General features: G+C 69.1%; 10 protein-coding genes and 2 pseudogenes. 5 read left to right on the forward strand and 7 right to left on the reverse strand.

The features are described from left to right. Positions 1 to 175: 175 nt before the first annotated feature. The 3 genes from ACWDAS_RS19335 to ACWDAS_RS19345 all read right to left on the reverse strand — a co-directional run bounded on the left by ACWDAS_RS19335 (position 176) and on the right by ACWDAS_RS19345 (position 5,011). The gene (locus ACWDAS_RS19335; RefSeq protein ID WP_450392145.1) at positions 176 to 2,146 is read right to left on the reverse strand and encodes a YncE family protein; all 1,971 of its coding nucleotides are present in this window, start codon (positions 2,144 to 2,146) and stop codon (positions 176 to 178) included. A gap of 616 nt (positions 2,147 to 2,762) precedes the next feature. Beyond that, on the reverse strand, positions 2,763 to 4,403 hold the full coding sequence (locus ACWDAS_RS19340) for a hypothetical protein (protein WP_450392148.1): 1,641 nt from the start codon (positions 4,401 to 4,403) through the stop codon (positions 2,763 to 2,765). Between the two features lie 128 nt (positions 4,404 to 4,531). Next, positions 4,532 to 5,011, reverse strand: a complete 480-nt coding sequence (locus ACWDAS_RS19345; protein ID WP_450392150.1) for a DUF5707 domain-containing protein — start codon at positions 5,009 to 5,011, stop codon at positions 4,532 to 4,534. A 294-nt stretch (positions 5,012 to 5,305) separates the two neighbouring features. Between ACWDAS_RS19345 and ACWDAS_RS19350 the strand changes: the two are divergent. The 3 genes and pseudogenes from ACWDAS_RS19350 to ACWDAS_RS19360 all read left to right on the forward strand — a co-directional run. Beyond that, positions 5,306 to 5,476: pseudogene (locus ACWDAS_RS19350) on the forward strand (ABC transporter ATP-binding protein); the annotation flags it as partial. Beyond that, positions 5,458 to 5,562, forward strand: a pseudogene (locus tag ACWDAS_RS19355) (ABC transporter ATP-binding protein); the annotation flags it as partial. The pseudogenes ACWDAS_RS19350 and ACWDAS_RS19355, both read left to right, overlap by 19 nt. A gap of 78 nt (positions 5,563 to 5,640) precedes the next feature. Continuing rightward, entirely contained in the window at positions 5,641 to 8,049 is a 2,409-nt protein-coding gene (locus ACWDAS_RS19360) for a PA14 domain-containing protein (protein WP_450392153.1), read from the forward strand. Positions 8,050 to 8,433: 384 nt separating this feature from the next. Here ACWDAS_RS19360 and ACWDAS_RS19365 read toward each other — a convergent pair whose 3' ends face one another. Together ACWDAS_RS19365 and ACWDAS_RS19370 are read right to left on the reverse strand one after the other, a co-directional pair. Continuing rightward, on the reverse strand, positions 8,434 to 9,135 hold the full coding sequence (locus tag ACWDAS_RS19365) for a hypothetical protein (protein WP_450392154.1): 702 nt from the start codon (positions 9,133 to 9,135) through the stop codon (positions 8,434 to 8,436). Between the two features lie 112 nt (positions 9,136 to 9,247). Further along, positions 9,248 to 9,769 carry an RNA polymerase sigma factor gene (locus ACWDAS_RS19370; RefSeq protein ID WP_450392157.1) on the reverse strand — a complete coding sequence of 174 codons (522 nt, stop codon included), beginning with the start codon at positions 9,767 to 9,769 and terminating at the stop codon, positions 9,248 to 9,250. Positions 9,770 to 10,077: 308 nt separating this feature from the next. Here ACWDAS_RS19370 and ACWDAS_RS19375 point away from each other — a divergent pair, with 308 nt between their 5' ends. Continuing rightward, positions 10,078 to 10,731, forward strand: coding sequence for an RNA polymerase sigma factor (locus tag ACWDAS_RS19375; RefSeq protein ID WP_450392159.1), 654 nt, complete (start codon positions 10,078 to 10,080; stop codon positions 10,729 to 10,731). Next, positions 10,728 to 11,783 carry a CU044_5270 family protein gene (locus ACWDAS_RS19380; protein ID WP_450392161.1) on the forward strand — a complete coding sequence of 352 codons (1,056 nt, stop codon included), beginning with the start codon at positions 10,728 to 10,730 and terminating at the stop codon, positions 11,781 to 11,783. Before ACWDAS_RS19375 ends, ACWDAS_RS19380 begins: the two co-directional genes overlap by 4 nt. A 525-nt stretch (positions 11,784 to 12,308) precedes the next feature. Here ACWDAS_RS19380 and ACWDAS_RS19385 read toward each other — a convergent pair. Continuing rightward, the gene (locus ACWDAS_RS19385; RefSeq protein ID WP_450392164.1) at positions 12,309 to 12,872 is read right to left on the reverse strand and encodes an HAAS signaling domain-containing protein; all 564 of its coding nucleotides are present in this window, start codon (positions 12,870 to 12,872) and stop codon (positions 12,309 to 12,311) included. A 37-nt stretch (positions 12,873 to 12,909) separates the two neighbouring features. After that, positions 12,910 to 13,251 carry a PadR family transcriptional regulator gene (locus ACWDAS_RS19390; protein WP_450392167.1) on the reverse strand — a complete coding sequence of 114 codons (342 nt, stop codon included), beginning with the start codon at positions 13,249 to 13,251 and terminating at the stop codon, positions 12,910 to 12,912. Between the last annotated feature and the right edge of the window lie 165 nt (positions 13,252 to 13,416).

The raw sequence follows: 13,416 nt of genomic DNA on the forward strand, positions 1-13,416 counted from the left end.
CGGCCCGTTTGGGGGGGGTGGGCGGGGGGCCCGCCGTGGGGCCCGCGCCCTATGTTGTTGGGGGGCCCCCCCGGGGGGGGGGGGCCCCCCACGATCCTCGGCTTCCGTTGTCCTGCTCTTCGTCGGCAGGTACTGTCCCCCGGGTTCGCTCGTGCGATCTTCCGGGGCGGTGGATCTACTTGGTGAAGATGAAGTACTTCCAGGCGCCGTGCGTCGTGGAGTTGACGTTGTCGCCGGAGGAGCCGTTGATGTAGGACGAGCGCATCCGGGCCCGAATGCCGGACTCGCCCGCCGCCTCCAGGCGTACGGCCGACTTGCCGTTCGTGCCCAGGGCGAAGTACTGGGTGCCCGCGTCGTACCAGGAACCCTGGTAGTACACCTGGAGCTGGAAGCGCTGCTTCCGGCCGGCGTAGTAGTTCATCGTCGTGGTGAACACCGGGTCGGTGTTCTTGTGGAAGTAGTAGTACGTGGTGGAGCCGATCTTGCCCGTCTTGTAGTGCTTGGAGACGGTGGTGGAGACCTTCGCCCGGGCGTACGCCGTCGACTTCACGGTCTTGGAGGCGGACCGGGCGTCGCCGGCGAAGACCGCGGTGACGGTGGTGTCACGAGTCATGTCGACGGTCGCCGACACATTCCCCTTGGAGTTGACCTCGGCGGTCTTCAGCAGCTTCTTCGGCTTGTCCGTCCCGAACGGGTCCGCGTAGATCGCGACGGTGCGGCTCTTGTACGTCGTACCGAGGTGCGCGGTGAAGACGACGTCCTTGCCGTACGAGTACACCTTGCCGTTGTTGTTCAGGCTGAGCGAGGTGGCCTTGCGCGAGACCTCCACCGCGTCGGAGCCGGAGGCGGGCGCGTGCGTGGCGTCGCCCGCGTAGGAGACCTTGTAGGTGACCTTGCCGCCGACGGTGGGGGTGTCGGTGAAGGAGAAGCTGCCGTCCGCCTTCGTCGTCACGGCAGGCAGCGCTCTGCCGTTCGGCGACTCGATGTCCGTGCGGGTCACCTTCAGGCCGGTGCCCGCCGCCAGGAGCGTCTTCGAGGTCAGCTTGCCGGTGACCGTGAGCTCCTTGGCGCGTTCCGACGTGGTGGGGGCCGACACCTTGAGCGTGGGCAGCTCCTTGGTGGGATCGGTCAGGGCGCGAAGGGTGTAGGTCCCGTAGCTGTTCACGGAGACGGCGAAGATCCGGCTCGCGTCCGGCGCCCAGGCGAGTGCCCCGTCCACGAGGGTGTCGGCGCCGCTGCTGTTGCCGGTGTTGGGGAAGTCGTACTCCCGCGTCGGCGTGGGGTCACCGGGCCGGTGGATGTGAACGTCGGGGTCGTACCAGGAGAAGCTGCCGCCCGCGACGCTGCCGTCGGGTGCGACCCGCACGGCGTTCGGGTAGGCGTTGATGGGGTAACCGGCCTGCTCGGTGAGGTCCGTGGTCGAGTAGGCCCCGATGCCGTACCCCATGTCGGGGTCTCCCCACGACGTGAGGACCTGGCCGCCGTCGGGTGTCAGGTCCAGCTGCTTCACGGCGGTGTCCATCTCGCCCTTGACCCGCAGCGTCGCCCCGTCGGCCGAGACGTCGTAGACCGCGAGGTCGCCGCCGTTTCCGGCCGCCAGCACGCCGGGGACGGCCGGATCCGACGCCAGGAACATCCCGAAGGCGCCGGAGAAGTCGACGTCGCCCCGCTGGGCGAGGTGGACGACGGGTTCCGCTCCGGAGACGTCGAGCGAGCCGAAGTCGGTGCCGTAGGCGAACCAGATCCGGCCGTCCACCACCTCCAGGTCGAGGGGGGCCGCGCCGACGGGGTAACTCGCGGTCTGGGTGTACGTCCCCGTCTCCAGCGAGATGATCCGGCGGTCGTTCTTCACAGCCGCGTACACCTGGCCGGAGTCGGCGGACAACGCGAGGCCCATAACGCCGGAGAGCCCGGTCAGCGTCGCCTTCACGGTGCCGGCGTAGTCCGTGACGACGATCTTGCCGCTGGTCGGATCGGAGACGTACACCCGCTGGTGGACGCCGTCCACGACCATGGCGCCGACCGACTTCACCGGAAGGGTCTTCGCGGAGTCGGCTGCCGCCGGACCGGCCAGGCCCGTTGCCAGGGCCGCGGAACTGAGGACGACTGCGAGTGCCGTCGCGGTCGAGATGCTGCGCCTGCGCACAGTGATGTGACCCCCACAGAAGAAGCCCGGTACCCGCCGGGCGGAAACGAACAGGCAACGCGTCCCCCCTCGCACCGACAGGGGTGCGTGGACGCCGAAGTGGCAGCGTATGGCATGCGAGTGACAATTGAAGACTGGAATACCGCGCTCAAGTCACCCGGCGGTGCTCCGCCTGCGCCACCGTGATCAGGGATTCGAGTACACCGACGCTCGCGCAGCGCGTCGCCAGCACGCGGGGGCATGCTCGTGCTCCACACGCCGCTGCGTTCACCAGGAAAGTCGCGTGTCGGAAGCGAGGTCGTCGGCGTGTATGTAGAGAGAGGGGTCAGCCCCTTGACGGCTGCTGATGGCTGTCGTCGGGGTGGTCCGGGCTACGGTCAGCCACGTCTGGATCCACTACGCAAGCAGCGCGACCAGGCCCGTGCCGCAGCCGGCGTCCCGCCGCGGACCAGAGGGAGGTGACCTCCAGCTGATTGGTTGACGTCGCATGGGATGACGAAGTCGTCCACCCCGTCGTCGGTGACACCCCCTCGCGCGCGGCCCACCCCAGGTGGGCCGCGCGTGACCGCGTGGGCCTCGCCGCTGCCTACAGGTCCCCAGGCAGAAGCCTGGGTGGTCAGACTGCGCTGACCCGGACCATGGGGCCGTAGGCGTTGACGTGGAGTTGGTCGGGGGTCTTGTACACGAGGCGCCAGGTGCCGGAACGGGCGACGGTGGGGTGAGCGGCGAAGTAGCCGCTGCTGCTGGTACGGGCGCTGGTGATCAGGTGCCAGGTGCTGCTGCCGGAGGGGCGGAAGAAGATCTGGACGGTGGCCTTGGGCAGGGCTGTCCAGTAGCCGTAGCCGTTCTGCTTGAGGGTGCCGCTGATGGTCACGGTGTGGCCCTTGGTGACCCGGGTGCTGCTGGGCTTTCCGCCACTGATGGCGGTCTGGTAGCGGAAGGCGTGGACGACCGGGCTGTAGGCGGCGGTGTAGCCGGCGGCGCCGGGGTAGTAGTAACGCCAGTAGCCGTGGGGGTTGGTGACGGTGAGCACGGAGGCGGCGAAGTTGGCGGAGGTGTCGATCGTGGTGGAGCCGATGCTGGTCCAGCCGCTGTGGCCGTCGTTGGACTGCTGGATGTAGATCCGCCCGTTGGACGGCCACTCGTTGCCGGCGGCGGTCAGGTATCCAGAGATGTGCAGGCGGGAGTAGGCGTCGACGCTTGGCTTGTTCGCGTACAGGGACACCTTCGTGAGGGGGTTGGCGATGGTGTAGCTGGCGCTGACCGGCATGAGGAAGGGCCGCGTGTCGCTGACGGTCCAGATCGTGGTGTCCTTGGTGACGGTCACGGTCTGGCTGAACCGCCCGGTGGCATCGGTGGTCGCCCAAGCGACCGCCAGGTCCGTGTTGGTGTTCATCCGGAGCGGGCTGTTGGCGAGCGGAGCCCAGGTGCCGTCCTGCTGCTGGCGTTCTGCGGTTCCACTGATGACCTGCGTGCTGCCGACCAGCGCGCCGGTGCTGCCGGTGTGGTCCAAGGTGATGCGTACGGGGGAGTCGACGGAGGTGATCGGCTCGGAGTCCGGCCCCTGAGCGTACGTCGTTCCGGCTGAGACGAACACGTGGAGGGTGGTGTTCTGCACGTCGCCGGGATGGACGGTGAAGGCGAAGGTGCCGTCTGCTGCCGTTGCGTTGGGGGGCGACGTGTGCCCGTCCCAGGTGGCGAAGACGCCGGCGACGGCGGTGGCTGGCCACGGGGCTCCGGTGTCACCGCTGGCCGGGTCGTACTCGGTCAGCCGGCCGGTGACGTTGATGTCCTGGTGCTCGAAGCTGAGGGCCGTGGGCGCGTAGACGGTGTCGTGGAAGACCGGCCAGGGGCGGTAGTCGAGCAAGCCGCGACCGGGAAGGGAGACCGTTCCCTGGCTGTCCTGCGCAGTGATGGCGACCCGGTAAGCGGTGTAAGTGTCCAGTCCCAGTGGGCCGCTGCTCTGCCAGGTACCGGAGGTGGCGGTGCCGGAGACGAGGTGGAAGTCGGTGACCGTGCTGACGAAGGTGTCGGGCACGCTCATCGTGCCTGAGGTGATGGTGGCCGTCACGGAGGTGACGCCGGCCGGGGCGTCGATGTCCGCGGTGAGCTCGAGCCCGGTGTCGGTTCGGATCTTGCCGACCTTCGAGACCACGGGCCCGGTCGTGTCGGCGCTTGCCTGCCCGGGGGCTGCGACCATGCCGGCGAGTATCGCGGTGCTGATGGCCGCGGCTCGCACGGCGCTCTTCAAGTTCACGGGACTGCTGCTTTCGAATAGAGGGGATGACGACGGGCCTGAACCGCGGCGGCCGGCCGCCCCGCCGAGAGGAACGGCGAGGTGCCGGGCCCCCGCTGAGGGACCCGGCATCCGCAGGTGCCTCTGGGTCAGCGCACGTCGACGAAGTCGCCGGCGGCCGCGGCCCACACCTTCCAGGTGCCGGCCAGAGCGTTCTTGTAGAGGTCGGACCGCGGGTCGACCACGATGCTGACCTTGCAGGTCGAGGTGGTGGCGTTGACGGCCGTGCAGGTGCCGTTCTCCGCGGCGGGAACGAGCGCGCCGTCGATGCCGGCCTGGGTGAAGCTGGTGCCGTGCCAGAGCATGGCGTACCCGTCGGAGATGCCCGAGAGGTCGGTGGCGGTCACCGTGATGGTGATGGTCTTGCTGTAGGTAGTCCCGAGGACGATGTCCTTGCCCGCGTTGACGACGACCTTGGTGATGGCCGTGTCGCCCTGGATCTCATCCGCCGGGGCCTTGCCGGAGAACGGCGCCAGGGCGGCGCCCGGGATCTCGTCGGCCTGGGCGGTGGGCAGGGCAAGCGCGGAGAGTGCCAGGGCGCCGGAGACGGCGGCCACAATGGCGCGCATACGCATGTAGAAATCCCCACATCGGATGCGATCCCATCGTGCGTCCCCCCGGCGGGATCTTGAATGGTGAACGGATCCTATGCATGGCCCACGCGTTCGTAAACGCCTTTGCACGCGCCGGATCTCGGGGTTTCACACGCCCATGGCGTAGCCGCGTGCGCGGTGGTGTCCCGATGTCACAGGGGTTTCGTCTTACGTCTGCGGTTGGTGCGCCTGATGGGGCGCTGTCCGCCGAGGGCCTGGCTGTCCAGCCACGTCGTGATCTTCCGCCGGACGGGCCGGGATCGTGAGGAGGATGCCTCCAGCACGGCTGCGCTGGTCACCGTCGTCGAGGACTGTCGCGCCGCCACCGGCACGGGCCTGATCGCCGTCGGCCGCGACGCCACCCTCCTGCACCGCTGGTGCGACCGGGTGGTGGACGGGGGATCGCTGGGTGACGCTGCCGCACAGCCGACACCTCTGTGAGCCTCACCCAGGACCACCTGGGACGACGTCCTCACGAGGTCAGCGGCGGCCAACTCCAGCCTGCCTGCCTCGCCCGCAGGCTCGTACAACCAATCGACGCTCTCGTCAGTCCTGTTCCGCGACGTCTGATCGACGTCTGTCGTTGAACAGGCCTGAAGGACTCGATGAACCCCAGACGCATCACCGCCACCGCCCTGGTTCTGGCCGCGGCAGGCGGAGTGCTCACCGCCACCGCCGCGCCTGCCTCCGCGGCGGTGAGCTGCACCTCCCCCGTCTTCAAACGGCAGTTCTTCGCGAACACGACTTTCTCGGGCACGCCGAAGAAGACGGACTGCGACTCCGCGATCGACCAGAACTGGGGCACGGGCGCACCCGTCTCCGGCGTACCGTCCAACAACTTCGGCGTGCGCTGGTCGGTGACGCGCGATTTCGGCTCCGGTGGCCCCTTCGCGTTCACGGTGTCCGCCCAGGACGGCATACGTGTCTACCTCGACGGTGTCCGCAAGATCGACTTGTGGAAGAACGTCTCCACCACCGTCAAGAAGACGGTCAATGTGACGATCCCCAGCGGCAAGCACACGCTTCGCGTCGACTTCGTCAACTGGACGGGCACCGCGAACGTCAAGTACGCCTACACGCCGCGCACCTCCGTCGACGTTGACAGGGTCAAACCGCTCGCGCCGACGGGCGCAGCCGTCTCCTACGACTCAGCCACCGGCGCGGCCAAGCTCACCTGGTCCAGGAACAGGGAGATGGACCTCGCGAACTACCGGGTCTACCGGCGGCTGAAGGGCGCGTCGTACGGCGCCAAGCCGCTCGCGACGACCACCGCAACGTCGTACACCGACAGGACCCTGCCGAAGACCGGCGCGGCCTACTACTACGAGGTGCGGGCCGTCGACAGGGCGGGCAACGCCTCCAGCGGCAGTGCCGACCAGCTCGTCGCCACCGTCGACAAGACGCCGCCCGCCGCGCCGTTCGTCGAGATGGACGCGTGCCCGGCCGACCAGCCCTACGCGGCTCCGGAGCTGGTCACCACCGCGGCGAACGCCGCCGACATCGCCTGGTACGAGATGCAGCGGCTCGACGCCGCCACGCAGAGCTGGAGGACGGTCTACTCCGGCGCCAAGGGCGCGATCTGCGACACCGGGTACCCGGCAGACGGCAGTAAGGTCACCTACCGGGGCCGGGCCCGGGACGCCGCCGGGAACTGGTCGGCGTACTCGGCCGCCGCGACGTTCACCACCTCCGACCGGACCCCGCCGGCCGCGGTCGCGAAGGTCGACGTGGAGTACCGGTCGGGTGTTCCGCATCTGGTGTGGTCGCCCGTCACCGGAGCCGCCTCGTACCAGGTCGTCCAGTACGACCCGGCGAGCGGCGGCTATGTCAACGCCCTGCCCGAGGGAAGCACCACCACGCAGACCGACGTGGCGCCGCGCCAGCTGGCCACCGTCGCCGATAGTTACCGGTACGCGGTGCGCTCGGTGGACGCCAGGGGCAACGCCGCCGCGCCTGCCGAGATCACGCTGAAGATGGCCGACCGGCCGGAGGCGATCCCGGCGTTCCAGACCACTGCCCGCGTTTTCGACGAGGGCGTGATGATCGCGTGGAGCAGCGTCGACCCGTGGACCGTCGACGAAGCGCCGCTGCCCACGTACAGGATCGTCCGGACCGACACCGCGACCGGCGAGACCCGCGTCGTGGACAAGTGCAAGCCGTTCACCCCGTGGGACGAGCCGCTGGAGGACCCGAAGACGTACTGGACCTGGACGGGCGGCGACGCCCCCCTGTTTGCCGACAAGCAGGTCAACGGCAGCTGCTGGGACGTCCAGGGCAAGTCGGAGACGACGTACGAGTACCGGGTCGTGACGACCGACCGGTACGGGCATGACTCGACGCAGGGCCCGGCCGCCACGGAGACCACCCCGGACACCGAGCGTCCCGCCCCGGTGCAGAACCTGACCGCGGAACGTGTCCCACTCGGTGTCCGGCTGACGTGGACGCCGCCCGCCGACACCGACGTCCGCGGCTACCACGTGTGGCAGGGCGTCACGGACCCGGACAGCGGCGAGACGGTCTGGAAGGAGAACTGCTGGAGGGGCAGCTCCCTGGCCGAGACCGAGATCCTCTGCCCGACGGTCCCCGACGGCTCCACCCACGTCTACAAGGTGGCCGCCACGGACGACCGGCTTCTGCACGACGACGATCCACTCGACGTCCTCCACTCCACCGAGGTCTCGGTCACCCTGCCCGACACCCGGCCGCCGGGCTGGACCCAGACAGAGGTCGGTGAGGGGCAGTACCCGGAGCTGTACGTCGGCTGCTCCGAGAGCTCCGGCTTCGGGGACTGCTCCCGGTTCGCGAGCTACCGTGTGGAGCGCTGGGACCCGGCCACGGCCGCTTACGTCACCCTGGCCGAGGGCACGATGGGTGACAGAGCGTTCTTCATGGACACCACGGTGCACGAGGACCGGCTCGGCCTGTACTACTACCGCGTCGTACGCCGGGACGCTTCCGGCGCCGAGGCCCTGACCCGGTCGATGGCGTGCGGCATCTGGGACGACTGGCTCTGACCGGACGCGAGGAATGAGAGGGGCCCGGAGGATTCTCCTGGCCCCTCTCACCCACCACGTGAGCGTCGGCGACTGCTGCTTCCGCCTGCTTCGGCGAGCGTGATGGCGCGCTTGCGGCGAGGGGTCCGGTAGGACTGGGCTGAGGGTCGACGAGCGGGAGGTGGATGCCGCGTCCGAGCGTGCGCGGCTCGAGCGGGCACTGCACCTTGTTCCCGCCTCGAAGACGGCGGACGGTCTTCAGCCCGTTGTACCCGGGGCGCTCTCCCGGCTTGTCCGGGCAGAGACCGAGAGCGAGAGCAGGCAGGACGCCGGGATCAGGTGCCGCTCCGGAAGATGCCGCGGCAACCACTTCCGGCCGCCGATGCGGCCGGTCGTATCGGTTCCTTACTCCTTCGGGAAGATGGAGTCGCCGGAGACGGTCCGGGTGGAGCCGTTCTTGAGGGTGAGGACAACCTCGCCACCGGCGCCGCCCGTCGGCTCAGAGGCCGGCCACCAGGCGGTGAACCGGCTGTTCTCGATGGTGGCCTCGATGGTGCGGCCGCCGTCGTGCAGGGTCACGGCCTTGACGTCGGATCCCACCGAGCCCACGAGGTAGTTGAAGCCGTCGGTGCCCTGGCCGTGGCCACCACCCGAGTCCACCTCGATCGCGTTGCCGGCGAGCTTCTTGACCGGATCGATCACCTCGGCCATGCCGTCGCCGGTCTTGTCGGTGAGGCAGTAGGAGATGGTCGTCCCGTCGGTGACGACCACGGACGTGACCGACCCCCGCACCTCCAGATTGGCGTACGAGACCGACTTTCCGGAATAGTCGCTCCCCAGGGCCTTGACGCACCACTTCCTGGCGGCGATGGCCTCGGGCGAGGTGGCCGCCGGCTGACTCGGGGTGCCGGTCCAGCTCGCGAGTTCCACCGAGGACAGCGAGCCACCGGAGTCGGGCACGCTCTGCGATGCCTGATTCACGGCGACCACGGCCGCGGTGGCGGCGACAGCACCGGCCGCCACCCAGAGCAGCGGGCGACGGCGGCGGCGAGCCTCGGGAGCGGGCGCCTGCGAGGTGGATCCTGCATCATTCATCACGGTGCTCAACAGGTATTCCTTACGGGTGTTTTCGGCCTCGGTCAATTCGCGGACGGGAGCAGCGTCCAGAGCGGCCAGCAATTGGGGGAGTCTTTTCTCGCGATCGTTCACGTTTCTTCCTTCAGCGCGTCAAAGCCGGAGCGGGTATGGTCTGGCCGGTTGTTCCGAACAACTTGGCCAGGCGACGTTTGGAGCGGGAGAGCCGCATCGTGTAGGCCGCACGTGAGCAGCCGAGCACAGTGGCCGCGGCCCGGTCCGTAAGGCCCTCCCACACATGGAGCGCCAATACCTCCTGGTCGGCGGTCGGCAGTCGCCGCCAGGCGGCTATGAGGTCCATCCGGTCCTCGGCTGCGACCATCCCGTCGTAGCCGTCGTCGCCGCCGTTCTCCATGACACGCACCGCGACTGCCGTCTGGCGCCGCTGCCCACGGTGGGCATTGAGCATCGCGTTGCGAGCGGTTCCGAAGAGCCACGGACGAGGGTCTTCCGGCAGCTCGCTCCGGCGGCGCCATGCGGCGAGAAACGTTTCACCGACGATGTCGTCCACGTTCATCGGGTGAGCACGCCGGCGGACGAAGCGCAGTACGTCCTCATAATGAGCGCGGTAAATATCGGCGAACTCGTCCTCGGTGTCGATGGCCATGGCTTCCTTTCGCTGCTTCCGTCCCTACGTGTCCACCACCCGCGAAGGTGCAACGCGAGGACTCGAAATAGTTTGCGTCGGGCCTCAGCAGCCGGAAGGCGGGGCTCAAAACTGGGCAAAAGGGCCGGCTGGGCCCTTCTGTGGGTGGCCTCGCGACGGGCGGCGCGCAGCACGTACCTCGCGGTCCGGCAGCGGCCGGCGGCCCGGGTGCGGAATGGGTCCGTCGGCGTGTGCTTCCATGACTCCGACGCCTCCCCGACACCTGTGTGACAGCGGACACAGGAACTCGGCCGGGGCGGCGGAGGGTAATGAATGTGACGCAAATAGAACCAGCAGAGTCGTCGCGTGGGCGCATACGTGCAGGAGACCGTTCCGCGTTCGCCGACCTGTACGAACAAAACGCGCGAGCGGTCTACAGTCACGCGCTGCGGTTGACCGGGAGCTGGTCGGAGGCCGAGGACGTCATGTCCGAGACGTTCCTCGCCGCCTGGCGCGCGCGGGAGACCGTGGAGCCCGAGGGCGGCTCCCTCACCCCGTGGCTGCTGGGCATCGCCACGTACAAGGCGCACAACGCCAACCGTGGACTGCGGCGCAAGCTCGCCTTCCTCGCGCGCAGCCCGGAGCCCCGTCCCGTCGAGGACTTCGCGGACGAGACGGCCGGCCGGATCGACGACGCCCGCCGCCTGGCCGCCGTCCACGACACACTGCGCCAGCTGCGCCGCCAGGACAGGGAAGTGATCGCCCTGTGCGTGGCGGCCGGGCTGGACTACCAGCAAGCCGCCGAGGCCCTGGACATCCCGGTCGGCACCGTGCGCTCGCGGCTCTCGCGTGCCCGGAAGCGACTGGCCAAGCTGAGTTCCGCACCAGCGCGCGGCACGAGTGTGGAACCGGATGGCGCTCGCGGAGGGATAGAGAGCGAGGCCGCGTTCGCGGCGCTCTTTCTGCAGGAGGAAACCCGATGAACGCCGACCATCCGCACGGCGCCGGCCCAGCCCGGAGTGACGCGGAAGAACTGCTGGCGGCCGCGGCCGCCTGGGACCTCTCGCCGAGCCGTCATCTCCATTACAAGGAAGTTCTGATGCAACAGATCGACCAGGACCGCGTCTCCGACGCCCGGACGTCGAAGGCACAGCCCCGCCGTCGGCTGCTCCGTCCGGCGATGGTCCTGCCCGTGGCAGCCGCACTGACCGGCGTGCTGGTCGTCACCGCGTCCGGCGGTGACCACACCTCCGCCCCGCGTCCCTCCGCCGCCCGGCCGGCGAAGGACAACGGCGCGTCCGTCACCCTCGACCGGATCGCCGCCGCCGCCATGTCACGGGACGTGAAGCCGGTGAAGGACAACCAGTTCGTGTACGTCGAGTTCCTGGCCCGCGGGAACAAGGGCACGTTGGGCGGCCCGGTCCGGCTCGGTGCGCTGGGCAAGCAGGAATACTGGTTCGCCCAGGGCTCCGGCCCCACGACCAGGACGGGCTGGCTCCGCGATACTGACAAGGACGGGGACAAGCCCGGCAAGCTGGGCACCATCGTCACCACCTCGCCCGTGCGCCCCGGCCTGGACCATCCCACCTACCAGTGGCTGGCCACGCTGCCCACGGACCCCGAGGCCCTGCGCTCACTGCTCTACGCCCAGGTCAAGCCGTGGGGCGACCTGTCGCAGGACGAGACCGTCTTCAGGAACATCGGTGAGCTGCTGCGCTCGACGGTCATGCCGCCCGCCACCGCCTCCGCGCTGTACAAGGTCGTTGAGAAGATCCCCGGAGTCACCGTGGTACCCGACGCCGTCGACGCGGCAGGCCGTCACGGCATCGGCATCACGCGCAAGGACCCCGGGGACGCCACCCGTGACGAGTGGATCTTCAACAAGAAGACCCTTGCCTATCTCGGCGCGCGGTCCTACATGACCGCCGGCAAGGGCACCGGCGGACCCGCCGACACGTTGTACGGCGTCGAAGCCGTCATGGCGAGCGGCGTCGTCGACAGTCCCGGCGAGGTCCCCGCGGACACCGAGGGCTGACCCCGGCAGTGCCGGCGGACTCCCCGCTCTCCGGAGCGGGGAGTCCGTGCAGTGCGTCGGCCAGGAGCCGGCGATCGGCGGCTGACCACGCCCGGCGCTGTGACCGGTAACGAGGCACGCCCTCCCAGGCCCACCTGCGCAGACGCCGCATCGCGGAGCCGCCTCGACGAAGCGGGGACCAGGCCGCGGACCGTCGGGGAAGGCAATAGGGAGGGGTGGGCCCGTCGCCCCGACGCCGGCCGCCTCCACCGCTGCCGCGGCACCGTCGGGCAACCTGTCAAGGGGATGACGGTAGCCGTCGTCGGCAAGTGTGAGGTAGCGGTGCCGATGCGGGGAACGGTATCGGCTGGTCGCGGCGCCTGATGTCGGTGAAAGGCGGGTTCCGGCGGTCGGCACCCCCATCGGTGCGAGCGCACACATGGTGGTGGGGGAGGCGTCACCACCGCTTCGCTCGTGGCCTCTGATGAATCGGAGACCACCCGCTGTCGGCCGCCGTCCCGCGCCGCCACCACAGGCCATTCAGCCTCATGACGACATGTGGCGCCCGGCCCGGAAGAGGTGTACCGATGCGGACGCCGGGACCAACGTGATGGTGGCGATGGCGGCGAGCATCGCCGGATCGAGCCGCCCTTCTGCCGAGGAAGTCAGGGCGACAAGCGCGGCGCCCATGGGGACCAGGAGCGCGGCCGCAGTGCCGATGATCTTGTCGCGCCTGCTCCAGTGCGGTGCTGTCCACAGCAGCGCGACGCCCGCGATCATGGCAAAGCAACCCAGGACGGAACTGACGTCCACGAGGAGTCCAGCCACCGGCAGCAAGATCAACGGGCCGAGGCTGTGCCACTTACTGACCGGCGGTGCAGTCGTCTCGCCTTCCCGGGCGGTGGCCACGATGGCGCGGGGGTCGCCGAGACGGTCCAGGACGGCTTTCACCCCTGCCTCGCCGCGGGCGGGCCGCTCGGCGAAAGCCACCTCAATGTGCTCCGTCAGATCGGCAATCAGTTCATCGCGGCGTTCCGGCGCCAGGACCGCGGCCTCGCGTGCCACAGCCCCCAGGTACGCAACCACGAGAGGGTGCTCGATGTTCTTCATAGCGCATCTCCATAAAGACTGTGAGGAAGTCGGTCGTTCAGTCGGTGATGAAGCGGTCCACGGCGTCGCGGAAGTGCGGCCAGATTTCGGTGAACTCCGCCAGCGCCGCCTCCCCCTGGGGGGTCAGCACGTAGTAGCGGCGCGGCGGCCCACTCGGGGACTCCTGCCAGGTGGTTTCCACCAGGCCGTCCCGGCGCAACCGGGCCAGCAGGGGATAGATCGTCCCCTGACTCGTGGCCATTACGCGCACTTCGCCGAGCACCTCGAGCAACTCCACGCCGTAGCGGGCGCCATTGCGCAGAAGCCCCAGGACGCAGTACTCCAGCACTCCTTTGCGGAGCTGGCTCTCGGCCTTCCCCGAGCCGCCGTTACTTGCCATCCCAGCTACCATGCAATGCACAGTAGCTGGCATGGCTATGTACGTCCAGCCCTGCTGGGGCTCCGCCTGGGGCCGCACGCCGCGGCCCCGACTTGAGGTGACGACCCCGAGGGGCCGAGGGCGAGGACCGCTTCCACGGCGCGGTGTGGATCCTGCCCGGTACGT

Source organism: Streptomyces sp. NPDC001070, from assembly GCF_053598835.1.

What these genes read in the sequence shown, in the direction of transcription:
- ACWDAS_RS19380 (WP_450392161.1), top strand. Translation starts at nt 10,728, where the DNA reads ATGAACGCCGACCATCCGCACGGCGCCGGCCCAGCCCGGAGTGACGCG.
- ACWDAS_RS19360 (WP_450392153.1), top strand. Translation starts at nt 5,641, where the DNA reads ATGAACCCCAGACGCATCACCGCCACCGCCCTGGTTCTGGCCGCGGCA.
- ACWDAS_RS19375 (WP_450392159.1), top strand. Translation starts at nt 10,078, where the DNA reads ATGAATGTGACGCAAATAGAACCAGCAGAGTCGTCGCGTGGGCGCATA.
- ACWDAS_RS19345 (WP_450392150.1), bottom strand. Translation starts at nt 5,011, where the DNA reads ATGCGCGCCATTGTGGCCGCCGTCTCCGGCGCCCTGGCACTCTCCGCG.
- ACWDAS_RS19370 (WP_450392157.1), bottom strand. Translation starts at nt 9,769, where the DNA reads ATGGCCATCGACACCGAGGACGAGTTCGCCGATATTTACCGCGCTCAT.
- ACWDAS_RS19390 (WP_450392167.1), bottom strand. Translation starts at nt 13,251, where the DNA reads ATGGCAAGTAACGGCGGCTCGGGGAAGGCCGAGAGCCAGCTCCGCAAA.
- ACWDAS_RS19385 (WP_450392164.1), bottom strand. Translation starts at nt 12,872, where the DNA reads ATGAAGAACATCGAGCACCCTCTCGTGGTTGCGTACCTGGGGGCTGTG.